Annotated in this window: 20 protein-coding genes and 2 pseudogenes; 5 read left to right on the plus strand and 17 right to left on the minus strand. The window is 36.6% G+C overall.

All coding sequences use genetic code 11. The annotated features are described in order from the left end of the window. Nucleotides 1–15 precede the first annotated feature (15 nt). The 13 genes from pknB to AC1M36_RS18320 form a co-directional block, all read right to left on the minus strand. Complete coding sequence (gene pknB / locus AC1M36_RS18260) at nucleotides 16–1989, minus strand: Stk1 family PASTA domain-containing Ser/Thr kinase (RefSeq protein WP_336452028.1); 1974 nt, start codon at nucleotides 1987–1989, stop codon at nucleotides 16–18. Between the two features lie 8 nt (nucleotides 1990–1997). Beyond that, nucleotides 1998–2750, minus strand: a complete 753-nt coding sequence (locus AC1M36_RS18265) for a Stp1/IreP family PP2C-type Ser/Thr phosphatase (protein WP_336452029.1) — start codon at nucleotides 2748–2750, stop codon at nucleotides 1998–2000. A 4-nt stretch (nucleotides 2751–2754) separates the two neighbouring features. Continuing rightward, nucleotides 2755–3843: a dual-specificity RNA methyltransferase RlmN gene (gene rlmN, locus AC1M36_RS18270; RefSeq protein WP_336452030.1), complete on the minus strand. Its 1089-nt coding sequence runs from the start codon at nucleotides 3841–3843 to the stop codon at nucleotides 2755–2757. A 4-nt stretch (nucleotides 3844–3847) separates the two neighbouring features. After that, nucleotides 3848–5182: a 16S rRNA (cytosine(967)-C(5))-methyltransferase RsmB gene (gene rsmB, locus AC1M36_RS18275; protein WP_479846089.1), complete on the minus strand. Its 1335-nt coding sequence runs from the start codon at nucleotides 5180–5182 to the stop codon at nucleotides 3848–3850. After that, nucleotides 5179–6123, minus strand: coding sequence for a methionyl-tRNA formyltransferase (fmt, locus tag AC1M36_RS18280; protein ID WP_336452032.1), 945 nt, complete (start codon nucleotides 6121–6123; stop codon nucleotides 5179–5181). The genes rsmB and fmt overlap by 4 nt, the downstream gene beginning before the upstream one ends. Nucleotides 6124–6139: 16 nt before the next feature. Then, nucleotides 6140–6616: a peptide deformylase gene (def, locus tag AC1M36_RS18285; RefSeq protein WP_003199655.1), complete on the minus strand. Its 477-nt coding sequence runs from the start codon at nucleotides 6614–6616 to the stop codon at nucleotides 6140–6142. Between the two features lie 11 nt (nucleotides 6617–6627). Further along, nucleotides 6628–9033, minus strand: coding sequence for a primosomal protein N' (gene priA / locus AC1M36_RS18290; RefSeq protein ID WP_336452033.1), 2406 nt, complete (start codon nucleotides 9031–9033; stop codon nucleotides 6628–6630). Continuing rightward, nucleotides 9030–10235, minus strand: a complete 1206-nt coding sequence (coaBC, locus tag AC1M36_RS18295; protein WP_336452034.1) for a bifunctional phosphopantothenoylcysteine decarboxylase/phosphopantothenate--cysteine ligase CoaBC — start codon at nucleotides 10233–10235, stop codon at nucleotides 9030–9032. Before coaBC ends, priA begins: the two co-directional genes overlap by 4 nt. Nucleotides 10236–10438: 203 nt before the next feature. Next, complete coding sequence (gene rpoZ / locus AC1M36_RS18300) at nucleotides 10439–10651, minus strand: DNA-directed RNA polymerase subunit omega (protein WP_174101784.1); 213 nt, start codon at nucleotides 10649–10651, stop codon at nucleotides 10439–10441. 1 nt (nucleotide 10652) lies between these two features. Beyond that, nucleotides 10653–11270, minus strand: coding sequence for a guanylate kinase (gmk, locus tag AC1M36_RS18305; RefSeq protein WP_174101783.1), 618 nt, complete (start codon nucleotides 11268–11270; stop codon nucleotides 10653–10655). A gap of 13 nt (nucleotides 11271–11283) precedes the next feature. Further along, on the minus strand, nucleotides 11284–11547 hold the full coding sequence (remA, locus tag AC1M36_RS18310) for an extracellular matrix/biofilm regulator RemA (RefSeq protein ID WP_001251459.1): 264 nt from the start codon (nucleotides 11545–11547) through the stop codon (nucleotides 11284–11286). A gap of 67 nt (nucleotides 11548–11614) precedes the next feature. Next, on the minus strand, nucleotides 11615–12490 hold the full coding sequence (locus tag AC1M36_RS18315) for a YicC/YloC family endoribonuclease (protein WP_336452035.1): 876 nt from the start codon (nucleotides 12488–12490) through the stop codon (nucleotides 11615–11617). A gap of 99 nt (nucleotides 12491–12589) precedes the next feature. Then, entirely contained in the window at nucleotides 12590–15310 is a 2721-nt protein-coding gene (locus AC1M36_RS18320) for a calcium-translocating P-type ATPase, SERCA-type (RefSeq protein ID WP_336452036.1), read from the minus strand. A 104-nt stretch (nucleotides 15311–15414) separates the two neighbouring features. Between AC1M36_RS18320 and AC1M36_RS18325 the strand changes: the two genes are divergently transcribed. Both AC1M36_RS18325 and AC1M36_RS18330 read left to right on the plus strand, forming a co-directional pair. Further along, entirely contained in the window at nucleotides 15415–17124 is a 1710-nt protein-coding gene (locus AC1M36_RS18325; RefSeq protein ID WP_336452037.1) for an Rqc2 family fibronectin-binding protein, read from the plus strand. Nucleotides 17125–17417: 293 nt separating this feature from the next. After that, nucleotides 17418–17884 (plus strand): annotated as a pseudogene (locus tag AC1M36_RS18330) (aminopeptidase P family N-terminal domain-containing protein); the annotation flags it as partial. Nucleotides 17885–18038: 154 nt separating this feature from the next. Here AC1M36_RS18330 and AC1M36_RS18335 read toward each other — a convergent pair. Further along, nucleotides 18039–18416, minus strand: a complete 378-nt coding sequence (locus AC1M36_RS18335; protein WP_336452038.1) for a YoqO family protein — start codon at nucleotides 18414–18416, stop codon at nucleotides 18039–18041. A 189-nt stretch (nucleotides 18417–18605) separates the two neighbouring features. On the opposite strand from AC1M36_RS18335, the pseudogene AC1M36_RS18340 reads away from it, so the two are divergent. Together AC1M36_RS18340 and AC1M36_RS18345 are read left to right on the plus strand one after the other, a co-directional pair. Continuing rightward, nucleotides 18606–18677 (plus strand): annotated as a pseudogene (locus AC1M36_RS18340) (transporter); the annotation flags it as partial. 163 nt (nucleotides 18678–18840) lie between these two features. Next, a complete protein-coding gene (locus AC1M36_RS18345) occupies nucleotides 18841–19095 on the plus strand; it encodes a YbeF family protein (protein WP_336452039.1) in 255 nt (84 codons plus the stop codon). Nucleotides 19096–19225: 130 nt separating this feature from the next. Here AC1M36_RS18345 and AC1M36_RS18350 read toward each other — a convergent pair whose 3' ends face one another. Further along, on the minus strand, nucleotides 19226–19783 hold the full coding sequence (locus tag AC1M36_RS18350) for a helix-turn-helix domain-containing protein (RefSeq protein WP_336452040.1): 558 nt from the start codon (nucleotides 19781–19783) through the stop codon (nucleotides 19226–19228). Nucleotides 19784–19900: 117 nt separating this feature from the next. Here AC1M36_RS18350 and AC1M36_RS18355 point away from each other — a divergent pair, with 117 nt between their 5' ends. Continuing rightward, complete coding sequence (locus AC1M36_RS18355; protein ID WP_336452041.1) at nucleotides 19901–20485, plus strand: LysE family transporter; 585 nt, start codon at nucleotides 19901–19903, stop codon at nucleotides 20483–20485. A gap of 92 nt (nucleotides 20486–20577) precedes the next feature. Here the strand turns inward: AC1M36_RS18355 and pyrE are convergent, their stop codons facing one another. Together pyrE and pyrF are read right to left on the minus strand one after the other, a co-directional pair. Next, nucleotides 20578–21210: an orotate phosphoribosyltransferase gene (pyrE, locus tag AC1M36_RS18360; RefSeq protein ID WP_336452042.1), complete on the minus strand. Its 633-nt coding sequence runs from the start codon at nucleotides 21208–21210 to the stop codon at nucleotides 20578–20580. Then, entirely contained in the window at nucleotides 21207–21923 is a 717-nt protein-coding gene (gene pyrF / locus AC1M36_RS18365) for an orotidine-5'-phosphate decarboxylase (protein WP_336452043.1), read from the minus strand. The genes pyrE and pyrF overlap by 4 nt, the downstream gene beginning before the upstream one ends.

Genomic DNA, 21923 nt, shown 5'->3' on the forward strand with positions numbered 1-21923 from the left:
AATGGAGACACACCTTTACTCGGCCGGATATGGCACTTCTTTATCAATGATTGTTGTTCCATCTCGAACAATCTTATAATGTCCTTTTGTTCCTTCTTGAATCGCAAATTCTAAAGAAATAGTAGTTGATTCCGTTATCGTTCGTGTTTCAATCGGCTTATCCATTTTTTGCGCCATATCTTCTTTATAGATTTCTATTGTCTGCGGCTTTTTCTCCCCTTCTACAGGAGACTCATATGGGATTGAAATATTATCTACTTTTACAGTCTTCGTTACTTTCGGTTTTGGCCCATCTGATATAGTAACCGTTACTTTATCTCCTTCTTTTAACGGTGTTCCCGGTTTTGGTGATTGCGAAATCACTAAACCTTTCTCAACTGTATCCGAATAATCTCTTTTTATATTAGAGATCAGTTTATTTTCATTCAAATAGCTATTCACATAATTTTCGGTCCAACCCGAAAAATCACCAAGCCTAATTTGATAAGGACCCTTACTTATCCAAACTTTCACATCTTGCTCCGCTTCCACAATCATTTGATCAGCGGCTGGACTCTGGTCTAAGATTTGACCTTTCGGTTTATCGCTTTCAATATAGGATGGAACGATAATTTTATATTTTCCTTCTAATTCGTCCTTCAAACTCTCAAAATCTTTTCCGATTAAATTACTCATTTTGTTCTTTTTTTTCCCACCGGATTGATAGATTGTGATTTTAGAACTTTCCTTTACAACTCTTCCTGCTACTGGATTTGTTTTAATTACTTTCCCAGCTTCAACATCATCTGTATAAATAATGTTGGGCTCAGCAACTTCAAATCCTTTCTCAACAAGAGCATTAACAGCAGTCTCATACTTCATACCAGATACATCCGGGATTTTCACATCTTTTGGTATAAAGAATCCTGGAATTACAGTAAGAGCTAACGTTATACCAATTGCTAAAAGTACAAATGTTGTAATTAGTACTTTCAACCATTTATTACTTCGCTTTTTTTCCACCTTTGGTTTGGCTTCTTCATTTTTTATCTGTCCATCCGCTTTGTTTCCATTCAGTACAATTGTTTCATCACTTACATTTCCAAACAATTGCTCTTGTTGAATAATCGGAATGGCCTTCGTCGCTTCCATATCTTCCGGTATATAAAACGGTTGTTCATTAATACGTTCTGGATATAGTGCTGTTTCAACATCTCTCTTCATCGCATTAGCAGACTGATATCGATGAAATGGATCTTTTGCAGTTGCTTTTAAAATAATATTTTCTACACTTTGCGGAATATCTGGATTCCAGCGTTTTGGAGACGGTGTTTCATTCTGTAAATGTTTTAAGGCTATCGCAACTGCGGACTCCCCTGAAAATGGTTGTCGCCCTGTTAACAATTCAAACATAACAATACCTAGTGAATAAATATCCGATTGTTTATTCGCTATCCCTCCGCGTGCCTGTTCTGGAGACAAATAATGAACCGAACCGAGCACTGAGTTCGTATGTGTTATCGTCGTTGCACTTGTAGCTGTCGCAATTCCAAAATCGGTTACTTTCACAACTCCATCATTCCGAATTAGAATGTTATGTGGCTTTATATCTCGATGTACAATTTCAAAATGATGAGCATGTGCCATTGCAGATGTTAACTGTTCCATAATATCAAGAGCTTCTCCTATAGGTAACATTCCACGCTGATTTATGTATTGCTTCAATGTTTGCCCAGGTACATACTCCATAACAAGATAATAAATCCCATCTTCTTCCCCAACATCATACATACTCACAATATTCGGATGCGACAACGTTGTAACAGATTGCGCTTCTCGATGGAAACGTTTAATAAACTCATCATTATTTGCATAATCGAGTCGTAATATTTTTACCGCTACATCCCGGCCCAGTATATCATCATGAGCCAAATATACATTGGCCATTCCTCCGCCACCAATCATTTTCAGTAGCTTGTAGCGGTCATTTAGGCGTTTTCCAATCAGCACGTTGTAATTCACCTACTTTCGTTTGCCGAACCCGTATAATCAACAATGACAAGGGTAATATTATCTTCTCCACCACGATCATTCGCAAGTTGAACAAGACACTCTCCCTTTGTCTCGAGTTGTTCGTTTAATAGCAAAATTTTTCGCATATCATCCATAGCAACTTTATTTGATAATCCGTCAGAGCAAAGAAGCAGTTGATCATTTTCTTCTAACACTAATGTTTTCACATCTAATCCAACTTTTTCTTCTGTTCCAAGCGCTCGTAAAAGCACATTCTTTTTTGGATGATATTCTGCATCTTCTTTTGAAATCTCACCATACCTCACCAGTTCATTTACAAGTGAATGATCTTCAGTTATAAGTGAAATCTCTCCATCTGATAACATGTAACAACGACTATCTCCTATATGTCCAATTGTTACAAATCCCGCCGTACAAATCGCAACAATAACAGTAGTTCCCATACCATTACATTCCGTATGCTTCTTCGAGTATTCGTATACTCTCTCGTTAATCATTTCAACATTTGTATGTAACCATTCTTCTGCTTTTTTTGGTGTATCCATATTATACGTTTGCTTCCAATAATCATGAAATAATTGAATGGCCATCGAGCTAGCAACATCGCCTGCTCGATGACCTCCCATTCCATCAGCTACTACAGCTAAAATATCTCCATCTAAATTATGAAAAACTCCTGCACTATCTTCATTATGTTGACGAACTTTACCTTTATCCGATAGAAACACGGCTTTCATCTTGTCACCTCGTCTCTTCTTTGCGCTCCTTTGCACGCAACTGACCGCAGGCAGCATCAATATCATGACCTTGTTCACGGCGAATCGTTACATTCACTCCACGGTCTTTTAGCGTTTTTTCAAATAAGAAAATTTGCTCACGTGGCGTTCTTACATAATCACGTTCTGGTACGTAGTTTACCGGAATTAAGTTCACATGACACTTTACACCTTTTAATAATTGAGCAAGTTCTTCAGCGTGCTCAACTTGGTCATTTTCTCCTCCAAATAAGCCATATTCAAATGTAATACGACGCCCCGTTCTATTTACATAATATTTAATAGCTTCCATTAAATCCGGCAATTTATAAGCACGGTTAATTGGCATTAATTTTGAACGTAATTCTGTATTTGGAGCGTGCAATGAAATCGCAAAATTAATTTGCAAATCTTCTTCAGCGAACTTATAAATTTTTGGGATAATTCCACTTGTTGAAACCGTCATATGACGTGCACCAATATGAATCCCTTTCTCATGGTTAATAATTCGTAAGAACGACATTAAATTATCGTAGTTATCAAACGGCTCACCAATACCCATTACAACAAGGGAACTCACGCGCTCTTCCGTTTCATCAAGCGCACGCTGCACTTCCACTACTTGTGCTACAATTTCCCCAGCTTCTAGATTTCGTTTTAAACCACCTAGTGTAGATGCACAAAACGTACATCCAATACGACATCCGACCTGCGTTGTTACACAAATGGAATTTCCATATTCATGTCGCATTAATACTGTTTCAATAGAATAACCATCGTATAGTTGGAATAAAAATTTAATCGTTCCATCTGAAGATGTTTGTTTTACTAACGTATTTAAAGTAGTTATATCAAAGGAATTCGACAATTTATCACGCAATCCTTTGGAAAGGTTTGTCATATCCTCATAATTTTTCACTCGTTTTTTATATAACCAATCAAAAATTTGACCTGCACGGAATTTCGGTTCCCCTTGTTCCTTTAACCAATCTTGCATTTCATGAAGTTGTAAAGAGTAAATAGATGGTTTTTTCGTTTCTAGATTTTTCTTTTGTTTTCTTACAGTCGTTTCCATGATGCTACACCTTCTTTCTTAAACAAGCAATATAAAAGCCATCTGTTGCAAAATAATGCGGTAAAATTTGTACTTGTCCTTCATTTATATAAGGACGTAACTTTTCTGGCATGCGCTCTTTTATAGTAGTATCCCATTCAAATTCAGGATGTTCTTGTAAAAATTGCTCTACTACTTGTTCATTCTCTATTTTTTCAATTGTACACGTACTATAAACAAGGCGACCACCTGCTTTTAACAGAGGAGCTACCTTTTCTAGTATCGATAGCTGAATTGTCGACAGTCTTTCACTATCTCCTTTTCCTTTACCTAATTTAATATCAGGTTTACGTCTAATTACACCAAACCCAGAGCAAGGTGCATCTACTAATATTTTATCAAAACTTTCATTTCCAAAATGCTCTTGAACTTTTCTAGCATCAAGTGCCTTTGTTTCAACATTTTCTAGACCAAGGCGCTTCGCTTGTTGCTGAATTAAACGAACTTTATGTGGATGCAAATCAAGTGACATTACCTGTCCAGTTCCCTTTAAGCGTTCTGCAATATGTGTTGTTTTTCCGCCAGGTGCCGCGCAGCTATCTAGAACCATATCTCCTTCTTCTGGTTCTAGAGCGCGCGCAACAAGCATAGAGCTTTCATCTTGAATAGAAAGGAAGCCTTTTTGAAATGCTTCTGTATGTGCTACATTTCCTTTTTCAATTTGAATAGCATCTTCAGATAAATCTCCATGTTTTGCTTCTACTCCTTCATTTTGTAACAAGACCATCGCTTCTTCTACTGTTCCTTTATCAACATTTACACGCGCAGCTGAAACAGGTGGAATTAAGTTCACTTCACACATTTTTTTTGCTGTTTCTAAATCATACGCTGTCGTCCATTCTTGTACAAGCCACTCTGGATGACTCGTTGCAACAGCAAGACGTTTTATTGGATTTTGTATTTCCTCTAAAGCAGGCACACCTTCACGTTGAATGGAACGCAATACGCCGTTTACCATGCCTGCAATCCCTTTATGACCACGTTTTTTTGCGATTTCAACTGCTTCATGAATTACCGCTCTTTCTGGAACACGGTCTAAATATAACATTTGATATAAGGAAAGACGTAGTAAAACTTTCACCCATGCCTCTACCTTTTTTCTTAAAAATGGTTGTAAATAGTAATCAAGCGTATCTCGGCGTTGAATCGTTCCATATACAATTTCTGTTAATAGACCGATATCTTTTCGATCAATCGCGCTTTTTTCAATTAAATTATTTAAAAGCAAATTGCTATAAGCACCGCTTTTTTCTACTTGCATTAAACCATCAAGAGCTAACTCACGAACATTTTGTCTCATGCGTCTTCTCCTAACTTCGTACCAATTTCAAGTTTTGCTCCACGTAAAAATTGCGAACAACTCATACGTTTTTTACCAGATGGCTGCAACTCAGTAATTTTCACTCCAGTTTCATTTCCTGTCGCCACAACGAAACCATCTTCTTCAATTGCTACAATAGAACCCGCTTCAGCCTGCATGGTTAAAGGAACTTTTTCGCCCCACCATACTTTTACAACTTGTTCTGCTAAAGTTGTATAAGCAACTGGCCATGGATTTAAACCGCGAATATGATTGTAAACCTCTTCTCCTGTTTTCGTCCAATCAATCTTTTCTTGCTCACGTTTAATATTGTAAGCAAATGTTACTTTATCCTCATTCTGCTTAATCGGTTCTAACTTTCCTTGTATTAAAAGTGGAACTGTTTTCGATAATAAGTGTGCTCCTGCCTCACTCAATTTATCAAATAATGAGCCCGTTGTTTCTCGTTCTTCAATTTCCACTTCTACTTGCGTTAAAATATCACCAGCATCTAATTTTTCTACCATATACATAATTGTAATACCTGTTTTTTCTTTTCCTTGCATGATGGAATAATGAATTGGTGCACCACCACGAAGTTCTGGAAGTAATGAAGCATGAACATTAATGCATCCATACTTTGGTGCTTCTAAAATTTCGTTTGGTATAATTTGTCCGAACGCAGCTGTTACAATTAAGTCCGGCTCTAATGCCAATACTTTTTCATATTCATCTTTTTCACGAATTTTTAACGGTTGTAACACCGGGATACCATGTTTTTCCGCTTCAACCTTAACAGGTGTTGGTGTCATAACCTTTTTTCTACCTACTGGACGATCAGGCTGCGTTACAACACCAATTACATCATATCCATCCTCAATAAGACGACGAAGCACCGGTACAGAAAAGTCCGGTGTTCCCATAAATACTACTTTTATCATTCAAAAACCGCTCCTTTTACATCTCTTCTAATTCGTTTTCCTCATAATATCTGGTCACTTTTGATGTAAATAATACACCGTGCAAATGATCGATTTCATGTTGGATTGCGCGTGCTAGAAAATCATCTGCCTCTAATAAAAAGATTTTACCACGACGATTTTGCGCCCGTACCTTAATATACTCCGCACGTTCCACTTCACCATAAAGTCCCGGAAAGCTTAAGCAGCCTTCGGGACCTACTTGTTCACCGCGTTTTTCTAAAATAACCGGATTAATCAACTCGATTTTTCCCGTATCATCACCAATATCAACAACTGCCACTTGCAAACTTACGCCAACTTGTGGTGCCGCTAAACCAACACCATCTGCAACTAACATTGTTTCGTGCATATCTTTTAACAAATTCACTAACTTTTTATCAAAGTTCATTACCCGTTCACATGGGGTTTCTAATACTTCATCTGGATGCTTTACAATCTCTAAAACTGCCATATTTTCCTCCGCTACATTAACATTGTTGGATTAAAGTCGATTGAGATCTGCAAATCTTTTTGCATTTCCGCTTGATAATGTTCATTCACCATTTTGAGCACGTACTTTAAGTTTGGTTCCCGCTTGTATTTTATCATGCATTGGTATCGATATCTATCTTTTATCCTTGGAATTGCTGAAGCAACTGGTCCTAGCACCATTGTTTGCTGCAAGCAATGCGTTCGTAAATAACCGACAATTTTTTCCGTTACTTGTACTGCTTTTAATAACTCTGGATGCGAAACGGTTACAAGCGCAACATAGTAGTACGGTGGATATTGCCTCATTTTTCTCATTTGCATTTCTTGTTCGAAAAACACATCGTACTGCTGATCTTTTGCTAATTCTACGCTATAGTGCTCTGGCGTGTACGTTTGAATTACTACCTCTCCCGGTAATTCATGCCGTCCTGCACGTCCACTCACCTGTGTTAATAACTGATACGTTTTTTCACTTGCCCTGAAATCTGGTAAATGCAGCATCGTATCAGCTGTCAAGACACCAACAAGTGTAACCTTTGGAAAATCAAGCCCTTTCGCAATCATTTGTGTACCAAGTAAGATATCTGCTTTCTCTTCACCGAACGCTTTTAATAGCTTTTCGTGCATGCCTTTACGGCTCGTCGTGTCAACATCCATACGGATAACCCGTGCCTCTGGAAATAACTTTGTAATTTCTTCTTCTACCTTTTGTGTTCCTGTACCAAAGAAACGAATATATGAACTATTACAAGCAGGACAAGCATTTGGCATACTTTCCTCATAACTACAATAGTGGCACTTTAAACGATGATTCATTTTATGATAAGTGAGTGATATATCACAATGAGGGCATTGTACGACATAACCACAATCACGGCACATAACAAATGTTGAATGACCTCTTCGATTTAAAAAAAGCACCATTTGTTCTTTCTTTTCTAATCGATCCGCTATTTTCTCATGAAGTAATTTAGAGAACATAGAGCGATTTCCATCCCGCAGTTCTTCACGCATATCAACAACTTCTACTGTCGGCAAAGCCTGTTCATTCATACGCTTTTGCATTGTTAATAGCTCATAAACGCCCTTCTTCGCTCTAGCAAATGATTCAAGTGTTGGTGTTGCACTGCCGAGTACGATGGGACAATTATGATATTGACCTCTCCAGACGGCGACATCTCTAGCGTGATACTTTGGATTATCTTCTTGTTTATAGCTTGATTCATGTTCTTCATCAATAATAATAATTCCTAAATTTTCAAATGGCGCAAAAATAGCAGAGCGTGCTCCAACGACCACCTTTACTTCTTTTCGTAAAATTTTCCGCCATTCATCATATTTTTCCCCAACAGAAAGCGCGCTATGAAGAACCGCAACTTGCGAGCCAAATCGTCCTTTAAAACGGTCCACCATTTGCGGCGTTAACGCAATTTCTGGAACGAGGACAATGGCTTCTTTTCTTTTTTTTAACACCGCAGCAATGGATTGCAAATACACTTCTGTTTTACCGCTTCCTGTAACACCATATAGTAAAAATGGATTATATGTTTCATTTTCAATAGATGACAAAATAGGTGTAATCACTTGTTTTTGTTCATCTGTGAGTGGAAATGGCTTTGTCTGTTCAAAAGCCTCATCGTCATATGGATTACGATATACTTCAACATATTTTTCTAAAAGCAATCCTTTTTTCACAAGCGACTTTATTGGTGCATCTGTTATTTGTAGTTCTTCTGTTAGCGTTTTTAATGCCACACTGTGATAATTTTCTACAAAGTAATACAGTACATCTTGCTGCTTTTTACTTTTTAGTTCAAATGCAGCTGCCTCTAATTGTTCCTGTGGCAATTCTGGCTGAACCACTCTTTGTTTCTTCTTTTGCACTTTATCCTTTACTTTATAGATGACTTCAATCGTTCCACTTGTTATCTCTTTTTGAATCGTACGATACATATGTGGATGCGTGGCAATTTCTTCCCAATCTATCGCTTCTTTTCCTTGAAACCAATCACGGATTTCCGGCGCTACTTCTTCTGGTTTATGGAGCTGTAGTCGCTTTTTATACGTTGCTTTTATTGCAGTTGGAAGCATAACTTGAAAAGCTGAAATTGTATAACATAACGTTTCATCCGTTAGCCAAAATCCAATTTTCAACAATTCTTCATTTAAAACTGGGGTAACATCTAGTATTTCATGTAATGCTTTTAACTTCTTACTTTCCACATCAACTGAATCTTTTATTTCAATAATAAAACCTTGTAATTTTCTTGGACCAAATGGAACGACTACACGCATACCTGTTTGTACAATATCTTCCCATTTCTTTGGGATAACATAATCAAACGGGCGGTCTGTTTGACGTGCCGGTACATCAACGATTACACTTGCAAATTTCATACATAATCCTCTTCTAACATCACTTCGATTTGCAGTAAGATTTCACGTGCAACTTCTTTCTTTGTTAAAAGAGGCAGTCGAATAACTTCTCCATCTTTTCTATACATTGTTACAATATTCGTATCTGTACCAAATCCTGCTCCTTGTGCTTTTACATCGTTCGCAACAATCATATCCGCATTTTTTTCACGCAATTTTTTCGTTGCATATTCTTCTATATTTGTCGTTTCAGCGGCAAAACCGACAAGTACCTGATGTTCTTTTTTCTCACCGAGTGTTTTCAAAATATCGATTGTTCTTTCTAATTCAATAACAGCATCGCCATTTTGCTTTTTCATTTTCTGATCATGTACAATTTTTGGGCGATAATCTGCTACTGCAGCTGTTTTAATGACAACATCCATAAATCCATAATGTTGCATGACGGCTTCTAACATTTCTTGTGCAGATTCTATCTGCACAGTTGTTACATTTACAGGCGGTGTTATCGCAGTCGGACCTGAAACAAGAATGACATCCGCTCCTAAATTAGCCGCAACTTCAGCTAGAGCATAACCCATTTTCCCTGAAGAAAAATTTGTCATAAAACGTACTGGATCAATTTTTTCTCGAGTTGGGCCAGCTGTTACTAAAATTCTCTTCCCTTTTAATGGTTTATATTCCGAAAAAGCTCCTTGCAATCGAGCAAGAATTGTTTCCGGTTCTTCTAATCGACCTTTCGCAACATATCCACACGCTAAAAAACCTTCTCCAGGCTCAATAAATGTATATCCTAACGATTTTAACGTCATCATATTCTTTTGAACAATTTTATTTTCATACATATGCACATTCATAGCAGGTGCAATCCAAACTGGTGCTGTAGTAGCTAACAATGTTGTTGTAATCATATCATCAGCAATACCATTTGCTAGTTTTCCGATACAGTTCGCTGTCGCTGGAGCAACAAGTACAACATCCGCCCAATCTGCTAAATCAATATGAGCGATAACTGCAGAATCTTTTTCATCAAACGTATCCGTGTATACATCATGGCGAGAAAGCGCTTGAAATGTAAGAGGTGTAACAAACTTCATCGCTGATTCACTCATCATTACTTTTACAAGTGCTCCTGCTTGTGTTAATTTACTTGTTAACGCAGCCGCTTTAAAAACAGCAATGCCTCCTGTTACACATAGAAGTATCTTTTTTCCTTTTAGCATATGACTCGTCCTCTTTCTTTTTCAAACTTATTCTGTTGAAATATATTTATTTTAGCTTGTCAGCGCTAGCAGTTCACGAAATAAAACCTATTTCTTTTTAGCTCAGTTCTATCGTAAAAAAATAACAACCTACTTGTAAATAGGTTGTTACCGTTACATAGAAAAGTATAAAGTCTATGTTTTCATTTGTCGAAGAGAATGCCTTACTCAGACACTTTCTCTTCGCTTGGTACATAATTTAACGATTCTGCGTCAATTTCTTCTAATGCTTTACCCACACATTTATGAGAAACAGGCTTTTCAACTGCACAGTCGTTAGCCATTTGCATTTCGCGAGCACGTTTTGCTGCTACTGTTACTAATGTATATTTAGAGTCGATTTTTTTTAGTAATGAATCAATTGATGGATTTAACATATTATATACCCTCCGTCATTTCTTTGTAATATTTTGCTACTCTTTCGCGGCGGCAATGTTCACCAACCACAATAGCTTTAATTCGTTCACAAGCAAGTTCTACTTGATCATTTTCTACCACATAGTCATAAGCGTCCATCATTTCGATTTCTTCTTTTGCTACAGTTAAACGATTTTCAATTACATCTTCAGTCTCTGTACCACGACCTACGATTCGGTTCTTTAGTTCTGATAGGCTTGGAGGAGCCAAGAAAATAAATACACCTTCTGGGAAGGCCTTCTTCACTTGAATTGCTCCTTGAACTTCAATTTCTAAGAACACATCTTTACCTTCTTGTAATGTCTTTTCGACATAATCAATTGGTGTCCCATAGTAATTTCCAACGAACTCTGCCCACTCAAGTAACTTTTCATTACGAATCATTTCTTCAAACTCTTCTCTCTCTTTAAAGAAATAATCTACACCATCCACTTCACCCTCACGTGGTTTACGTGTTGTTACTGAAATAGAGTATTGAAATTTTGTATCTTCATGGCTGAACAGCTCTTTACGAACTGTCCCTTTCCCAACGCCAGAAGGTCCTGAAAGAACGATGAGCAACCCTCTTCTACTTCTCATAAATATGTAAAACCTACCCTTCCTCACTTAAATCTTCTTTATTATTTAAACGATGTGCAATCGTCTCTGGCTGAATTGGACTTAATACAATATGCCCATCATCCATAACAATAACCGCCCTTGTTTTTCTCCCATACGTAGCATCAAGTAACACGTTATGTTCACGCGCTTCCTGTACCGTTCGTTTAATAGGAGCTGACTCCGGACTTACAATAGCAATAATTCGATGAGCAGATACGATGTTTCCATATCCAATATTTAAAAACCGCATGGCCATAGTTTGCGCCTCCTAGTAAGTCTATCCGATTTCTCCACCACGTATAACTTTATATATTTTTTGACAGCTACTCAATATTTTGTACCTGTTCACGAATTTTTTCAAGGTTATTTTTCATTTCTACAACATATTTTGAAATTGTTAAGTCGTTTGCCTTAGAGCCAATCGTATTAATCTCTCGATGCATCTCCTGTACAATAAAGTCCATTTTTCTTCCAACAGGCTCCGCAATCTCAAGCGCTTCACGAAATTGATCTAAATGGCTTTGTAAACGAACTAATTCTTCATGAATATCCGAGCGCTCTGCAAACATCGCTACCTCGGTTAATAATCGTTGCTCATCTAAATCCTGATTATGTAATTCTTTCAAGCGACTTTCTAATCGTTCACGATATCTTTGAATAACAATTGGGGCATGCGGGATAATCGCATTCACACAATTGTGAATTTCTTGTAAACGATATGCTATGTCTTTATGTAATCGTTCTCCTTCGCCGTCCCTCATCGTTTTTAACATACGAGCAGCTTGGCGAACAGCTTCATATAAATTTTGCTCAAATTGTTCATTTACATTTTCCATTTCTTCAATCGTCGTTACTTCTGGCATTGTCATTAATTGTTGAAGTGTAATGGAATCTTGTAATTGAAATTTCATTTTCACGTCTTCCATAATGGATTTATACTGCTCAAGAAGCGGCCAATTCACACTTAACTTTCTTTCAACAAGCCCTTCCCCAGTAATAATAATGGACACTTCAATACGCCCACGGCGAACTTGTTCTGCAATTAACTTACGAATTTTATCTTCAAAAACCATCATTTGTTTCGGAAGTCGAATGTTCATCTCTAAAAAGCGATGATTCACTGACTTCATTTCTACTGTAATTTGAAAAGCGTCGTTTTCCACCTTCGCTCGTCCAAATCCTGTCATACTAGAAATCATCTTTATCACATCCAAGGCATGAAATAACTCAATGAAAAAGGTAATAGAGATGCAACTCTACTACCTTTTGTAAATTATATCACATTTTCATATCATTGACTATTTCAAGTTTAGTCCTTTCTTATATAATACAGGCTTCTTTTTCTCCTTTTTCCCTGTCAATAAAGAGCCGACTAATAAAAATGTTGGAATAGACGATAAACCAACGATTAATAACCAATCTCTCGCTTGAATTGGCATTGTACTAAAAATCGGTTGCAATGGTGGATAATAAATAACCACAAGCATTAATAACACCGAAATAATAACTGCTCCAACTAAATATATATTTCCAAAAGGATTACGATGGAATATAGAGTGTTCACTCCGGCAGTCAAATACATGGATAAGCTGTGCTAAAACAAGTGTAGCAAAAGCTACTGTTTGCGCGTATTTCAATTCATTTGGGTGCTGATTAAACGCAATAATAAATGCAAGTAAGGTTACAATACCAATTAAAAATCCTCGGCTCACAATTTTCCAAGCAAGCCCCCTTGCAAACACCCCTTCTTTCGGATGCCTTGGATTTCTGCGCATAACATCCCCTTCAGCTTTATCTAACCCAAGTGCCATTGCTGGTAAACCATCTGTTACTAAATTCACCCATAAAATTTGAATCGGAACCATTGGAAGTGGCAGTGCGAGCATCATCGCAAATAACATTACCAAAATTTCCCCAACATTTGAAGCTAATAAATAACGAATGAATTTCCGAATATTTTCATATATGTTTCTACCTTCTTTAATTGCCGATTTAATTGTAGCAAAATTGTCATCTAACAATACGAGAGAGGAAGCTTCTTTGGCCACATCCGTTCCGGTAATTCCCATCGCAATCCCGATATCAGCTGTTTTAATAGCCGGAGCATCATTCACTCCGTCACCTGTCATCGCCACAATATGATCTTTATTTTGAAGGGCCTTTACAATTTTCAATTTATGTTCCGGTGATACACGTGCAAACACATAAGTATCTTCCACAATATCTTCTAGTTCATCTACAGACATGCTTGCTAACTCTACACCCTCTACAACGCGACCATTTGGTGGTAAGATTCCTAGTTGTTCTGCAATAGCCATTGCTGTCACTTTATGATCTCCTGTAATCATTACCGTTTTAATACCAGCCTCTTTACACTCTTTTACAGCCTGTTTTACTTCTGGTCTTGGCGGGTCTATCATTCCTTGTATCCCGACAAGCATAAAATCTTTTTCTACTTCTCTTTCATGTTCAATTGAATCCGTTACCTTTAATGGCTTAAACGCCACTGCAATTGTTCTGAGCGCTTGACTCCCAAGACTATGAATAGCCGCCTGTACTTCTTTACGGTATAATTCACTTAAAGGTTGCTGTTTATTTCCCCACAAGATGGTTTGACTCATTTGTAAAAGAACATCAGGTGCTCCTTTTGTGACTACAAATTTTTTACCCTCACGATCCCGAACGATAACACTCATCATCTTACGTGTGGAATCAAAAGGGAACTCATGAATAACTTCAAACTTCTCTTTTAATGCTTCACGTGATATCCCAGCTTTCATTGCTGCTGCAACAAGCGCACCTTCTGTCGGATCCCCATCTAAGACATACGTTTTTTTCTTCTTTACTATGTTAGCATTATTGCATAGACATCCAAATGTTAACAGTTGATATAACGACCTTGCAGATGCTGGATTAATCTTCTGTTCACCTTTCATGAATGCCCCAACAGGCTCGTACCCTTGCCCTGTTACATGCCATGTTTCGCCGCCTGACCACATATGCGTGACCATCATTTTATTTTGCGTCATCGTTCCTGTTTTGTCTGAACAAATAACAGAAGCACATCCTAAAGTTTCGACAGCTGGCAATTTCCGTACAATCGCTCTTTTCTTAATCATACGTTGTACACCAAGTGATAATGCGACCGTAACAATCGCTGGTAGTCCTTCGGGAATTGCTGCAACAGCAAGTGACACACCCGCTAAAAACATATGATACACTTCATTTCCTTGATAGACCCCAGCTAATACGACAAGCGCTGTTAAAATAAGTGCCACAATGATTAGAATCTTTCCGAGTTGTTCCAACCTTCTTTGCAGCGGTGTTTCCATTTGTTCCGCATTTTGTAACATATTCGCAATCTGTCCCATAGCCGTATTCATTCCTGTTGCTACTACTACACCGACTCCAGAACCTCTCGTTATCATTGTCCCCATAAATGCCATGTTTTTTTGATCCCCAATCGCAACATCTTGACCTTTCAATGCTTCCACTTTCTTTTGAACAGGTACAGATTCACCTGTTAATGCCGATTCTTCAATATATAAACTAGATGCTTCAATAAGACGAATATCAGCTCCAATACGATCCCCGCTAGAGAATTTAATGACATCCCCAAGAACAAGTGCTTTTGATGGTGCCTTTATCCATTTTCCATTTCGTAAAACTATCACTTGCGGGGCGGCTAGTTCCTTTAAAGCTTCAAGTGATTTTTCTGCTTTTCGTTCCTGAAAAAAACCAAGAATCCCATTAATAATCACAATTGCTACAATCGCAATTGCATCAATATACTCTCCTAAAAATGCTGAAATAATCGTTGCACCAAATAAAACAAGTACCATAAAATCTTTAAATTGTGATAAAAATACAACGATTGCAGAAGGCCGCTTTGCTTCTTGTAATTCATTTGGACCTAGCTTTTTTAAGCGCCCTTCCGCTTCTTGCTCTGAAAGTCCTACTTTCACATTCGTATTCGTTCTTTCTTCCACTTCATTTGCACGCATTTCATACCAATTCATCTCGCTATCGACCTCCTGATTGCAGACATGCTCTAATGAAAGCTTATTCAGCCCCGTCCAAAAAAATGCTATAATTAACATTTAGTTAGAAAGGAGTGTTCATAATGGCATTCGATGGATTATTTACAAGAGCGATTACACATGAAATTGAAAATTCTCTTCAAACAGGAAGAATTTCAAAAATATATCAACCTTCAAAATATGAGATTTTGTTACATATTCGAGCGAATGGAAAAAATCAAAAATTAATTCTTTCCGCGCATCCTACATATGCACGTATGCACCTTACAACTCAAAGCTATGATTCACCGGCGTTACCACCAATGTTTTGCATGCTTCTTCGTAAACATTTAGAAGGTGGATTTATTGAAAAAATTGAACAAATCGATTTAGAACGAATCATTCAAATTACCGTTCGAAGCCGTAACGAAATTGGTGATGAATCGTTAAAAACATTAGTCGTTGAAATTATGGGCCGTCACAGCAATATTATTTTAGTAGACGCGAAAACGAATATTATTTTAGATAGCCTAAAGCACGTTTCTTTAGCGGTAAACCGCCATCGTACTGTATATGCTGGAGCTGAATATGTTGCACCACCAGCTCAGCATAAAATCAATCCCTTGCAGATTGAAACAAAAGATGAATTTATTAGGCCACTAGACTTTTTAGCGGGAAATATGGATAAACAACTTGTAGGAGCATTTATGGGGATTTCTCCGCTATTCGCAAAAGAAGTTGTAAAAACAGCTGGTATGGTAAATGAAAAGGCATTATCAGAAGCATTTTTCACATTCCAAAAACCACTGCAAGTACACCAATATGAACCAACAATGATAATAGCAAACGGAAAAGAATTCTTTTATTTATTCCCTCTTTCTCACTTACAGGGAGATGAAAAAACATTTTCATCCGTTAGTGAGCTATTAGATCGCTTCTTCTTTGGGAAAGCAGAGCGCGATCGTGTAAAACAGCAAGCTCATGATTTAGAACGATTTATGCATAACGAAAAAACAAAAAATGAAAAAAAATTAATAAAGTTAGAGAAAACTTTACAAGATGCAGGAAAAGCAGACAAATTCCAATTATTCGGAGAGCTTCTTACAGCTAACATGTATGCATTAAAAAAAGGTGACAAAGAAATTGAAGTTGTGAACTACTACGATGAAAATAGTCGAACTGTAAAGATTACGTTAGATCCACTCAAAACACCGTCAGAGAATGCACAACGTTATTTCCAAAAGTATCAAAAAGCAAAAAATTCTGTCGCGATTGTAGAAGAACAAATTGAAAAAACAAATGAGGAGATCCTTTATTTTGATAGCTTACTGCAACAAATGGAAGCTGCTTCTTCAAAAGATATTGAAGAGATTCGCGAAGAATTAGCTGAAGAAGGTTATATGCGTAACCGCAAATCAAAGAATGCAAAGAAAAAACCTACAAAACCAGTGCTTGATAAATATATCGCTAGTGATGGAACTGAGATTTTAGTTGGTAAAAATAATAAACAAAATGATTATTTAACAACCAAATTTGCACGTCGTGATGAAATTTGGTTACATACGAAAGATATTCCTGGTTCTCACGTTGTCATTCGTTCATTAGAACCTACTGAAGAAACGTTATTAGAAGCTGCTAAACTCGCTGCTTATTACAGTAAAGCAAAAGATTCTAGCTCTGTTCCTGTAGATTTCACAAAGATTCGTCATGTCAAAAAACCGAGTGGTGCAAAACTTGGTTTTGTTACATATGATAATCAACAAACATTGTATGTAACACCAGATGCCGATACGGTGATGAAATTAAAAGCTTAAGATTATAGGAAACACAAACACGCAATGATTGTGAGTAATCACTGCGTGTTTTCTTATAAAATTATATAATCCGTCTTTAATAAAAACTCTACCGCCTCATCTCCCCTCCATTATGCCAATATAAATGATAAAAAAATTGACATTTTATATGTTTCATGTAAAAAATATAGACACAAATGAGAGTTATTATCCCTTAACTTTTCGATATCTTAGGTAGTAATCGTTTCTTATACAAAGAAAATCACATTGGCACAATTATTGCTTCATATAGAAGGTGAAAGGGAGGAATCAAAATGACTTCAAGAATAGAGAAAATACAAGAACAACTAGATTAATATGGAGTATACGGGCTACTCATTACAAAAAAGGAAAATCGCCAGTATGCAACTGGATTTACAGGTAGCGCTGGAACCGTATTACTATCCGCAACTAAAGCTGTATTCATTACAGATTTCCGCTATGTCGATCAAGCAAAAACACAGGTACAAGAATCTGAAATCATTATGCATAAAGGAAACATGGAACAAGAGATTGCAAATCAGATAACCAGATTAAACATCAAAAAGTTAGCCATCGAAAAAACAATATGACCTTACAACGATATAGTGCGTTAAGAAAATATACAAGCATCGACCTTGTACAAGTAAGTGAACTAGTAGAAACAATCCGTGCTATTAAAGAAGAGTCCGAAATCGAAACGATTAAAATTGCAGCGTTTCAATCACTGCCTGATGAATGGTTATATAAAACGACACCATTTTGACACGATAAACCTGCAAATAACTATTTCAAATGGTTTCATGTCTTTGAAGACGAAATTAATCATCGGGGACAAATTCGATTGATTAAAAAAATGCAAAAGGCTCATTCTATAAAATAATAAAAAGTGCTATCTCTTAGCGAGGTAGCACTTTTTATGTTTTAGATTCGTTATCTACTAATAGTTTCCCATTTACTTTTGTGACAATTATTCCAACCACCAATAAAATTACAATTAAATATACTAGTTCAGCAAAAAATAGCCACCCTTGAAAGATTGGCATCCTATTTATTTGTTTGTTACCTGCCATTAATATGAATGGTAGTGTAGATACTAAAATGACCAACTCAGTTCCTACAACAATCTTCTTTTTTCTACTATATGTTTTTAATTCATCCCAACGACCTATGAATGCGCACACCGCACCTACTGCAAGAATAACTGCTATCCAATCACTATCTATAAAACTCCTTAAAACAATAGATAACAAGAAACAAATTATTACACCATAAAAACCTATTTTCTTGAGCATAAGCCTCTCCCTTTATTCCATTTTTAGGATTATTTGTATTTTAACATCCATTTTTCAACTTGTCATTACAGTACATGAAATTATATTTTTTCTTTCTTCCTATGCACACACACTCACATTCCTTTCATAAAATAAACTACACAAATGCCTAAAGGATGTGAGCATAATGGGAGTAGACTTAACACTTCTGCACGCCGAAATTTTTTACCCGTCATAATTGGGTTAATCGTCACCACAATTGTAGCGATGTTCCTTTTATGACCGTAAGTAAGTTTTTCTTTGCTTGTGGTTCTCTTTTTAATTGTTGAAATAAACCGATTTTAACAAGGTTTTTCAAATTCTATGCCGAAATTATACTAAGAGAGCAATTATTTTAAAACGTTAATAAGAAGCACATTACTTCTTAAGAAAAGGGGACATAACCATGAGTGAATTCATTTTCGTCTTATTTATTTGTCCATTACTTATTTTTATCGTTTCAGTAATTGGGACGCGTAAAACAAGAACGTATTATGTGATGCCAATTGTAACGTTTGCTATTTTTCTTATATTAGGAGTTACATTGTTTCCCCCATCCTTTTTCTTTTGGGTCGGCATGTATAGCATTTTCTCATTTATCGTTTCTTATATGACTTTATTATTTGTAAAAGGATATGAGGTTATAGAAGGGAAACACTAATATCTTTTATATAGTCATTTTAAAAATATGATAAATAAAAATTAAACATTTAATAATTCTATTTGTTCTTATACAAGCAAAAAGTTGACTTACTTTCCAAATAAAGGAAGTCAACTTTTTTTTACTTTTTCTATTCATTTGGATAATATATTGTCATACTCATTCTAGCCAATGTTTCTCCAGAATTATAATATGTATGTGGTCGATCTGCCTTAAATCTAATAGCATCCCCACTTTTTAATTGATACTCAGCCTCACTTACGCGAATCGTTACTTCTCCATCAAAAACAGTGATAAATTCCTCCGTTCTTTCTTTATGAGAATCAGAATGTAATATGCCTTCTTTTTCAATTTCAACAGAATATACTTCGAAACGTCTATCCTCTTGGAACGGAAAATGAGGATAGACTCTATATCTCCCACCGTCTTCAGACAATACTTGAATTTCATTTCTTAAAACAACTGTAGTATCAGGCTGCGGATTATTTATTAAAGAAGTGAAGGAAACCTTTAATCCATTCGCTATTTTCCAAATCGTCGTCAAAGTTGGGCTTGACTCCCCCCTTTCAATTTGCCCAATCATCGCTTTACTGACCCCGCTTAATTGAGAGACTTTTTCTAAACTTAATTTTTCCTTCTCCCTAATCGCTTTTAAATTTTTGGCAAGAATAAGATGAATTTCTTCCATAAAAAATCACTCCTATACCATTTACACTATAACGTCCGTTATGTATAATAAAACAAATAACGTTATAGTGTTCATTTTGGATATTATAACATACATCCATAAAAGGGAGGGTTAACAATGCCTTTATTTTCGTTTTTGTTATTTGTTGTTATTAGTAGTTTTACTCCAGGCCCCAATAATATTATGGCAATGACATTTGCGAATAAACATGGTCTAAAAGAAACATTTAAATTTTGTTTAGGAGTTAGTTTTGGATTCTTCGTCCTCACGTTATTATGTAGTATTTTTAATATTATTCTCACTAACGCGATGCCAATCATTGAAACTCCTTTAACTTTTTTAGGTGTAGGTTATATGTTATATTTGGCTTTTAAAACACTCACCAGCCGTGGGACTTCTAAAGAAAATGCGGATAGAGATCAAAACCTTTTCTTCATCGGTATCTTATTACAATTTATTAATCCAAAAGGAATTCTTTTCGGACTTACCGTCGTAGCAACTTTTATTATCCCCTATTACAATTCATATTCTAGTTATCTTCTTTTCTCCTTATTTTTAGGAATAGTCGGTTTAATGAGTACATTTAGTTGGAGCCTCTTTGGAGCGATGTTTCAAAAGTTTTTATTGCAATATAGGAAACAATTTAATATCGCCATGGCGGTTTTATTAGTATTTAGCGCTATATCCATTCTTCTACAGTAAGTATCTTTGAAATCACAAAAAATCCCTATCTATCACATTTGTTTCTCATAAAAAACACGACCGCGTTTCCCCCGCGGTCGTGTTTTTTAGAATTACGCTGTAATCCAAGCCTCATCAACTGGATTTTTACGCCATTCTTGTAATTTTTTCGTTTCAGCTTGTCCAATCATACCTTTTTCTGCTGCCACTTCAGTTAATGTGCTGTAGTCACTTAAAGAATATGATGCTACGTTTGCTGCTGCTAGTTTTTCTTTTCCTGCTTCAAGCTCATATGTGAAGATTGATACGATTCCTAATACTTCACAACCCGCTTCGCGAAGTGCTTCTACACAAGTAATTGCACTACCACCAGTTGAAATAAGGTCTTCTACTACAACTACTTTTTGACCTTTTTCTGCTTTTCCTTCAATTTGATTCCCTTTACCATGACCTTTTGCTTTACTACGTACGTAGCACATTGGTAAATCCATACGATCACTTACCCATGCTGCGTGCGCAATACCCGCAGTTGCTGTTCCTGCAATAACTTCTACAGTTGGGAAGTGCTCTTTAATTAACGTCTCTAATCCTGAAGCAATCGCTTGACGCACTTTTGGATAAGATAATGTTAAACGGTTATCACAATAAATTGGTGATTTCATACCAGAAGACCATGTAAATGGATCATTTGGTTGTAAAAATACTGCTCCAATTTCTAATAAATGCGATGCGATTTCTTTTTTCATATTGTTACACCTTCCCACTGTTGTTTTACTGTTTTATACGCTTCAAGCGGATTTTCTGCTTTTGTAATACTACGTCCAACTACGATGTAGCTTGAGCCAAGTTCCCTCGCACGTTTCGGTGTTGCTACGCGCACCTGGTCATTTACATCATCACTTGCCAGACGAATCCCCGGTGTTACTGTTACAAATTCATTTCCGCATACTTCACGTAATTTTGGAACTTCAAGTGTTGAACAAACAACTCCATCAAGTCCACTTTCTTTCGTTAATTTTGCATAATGAGCAACCGCTTCTTCTAACGTTTTCTCAATGCCGATCTCTTTTTTCATCATAGCTTCCGAAGTGCTTGTTAGTTGTGTAACTGCAATACAAATCGGTCTCTCTTTTCCTTCTTGTTTACCTTCCTCTAATCCCTCAAGCGCAGCTTTCATCATACTGCTTCCCCCAGCAGCATGAACATTTACCATATCAACGTCTAGACTAGCTAGGCTGCGCATTGCGCTTTTGACTGTATTCGGAATATCATGAAGCTTTAAATCTAGAAAAATTTGATGTCCTTTTTCTTTTAAATACGTAATGATAGCAGGTCCCTCTTTATAAAATAGTTCCATCCCAACTTTGACAAATAACTGTTCCTCTTCAAAGTGGTTTAAAAACTGTTCTACCTCTGCTTTACCTGGAAAGTCCAGTGCAACGATTAAAGACTTTGACAT

This window comes from Bacillus sp. Medicinal_06 (genome assembly GCF_056711665.1).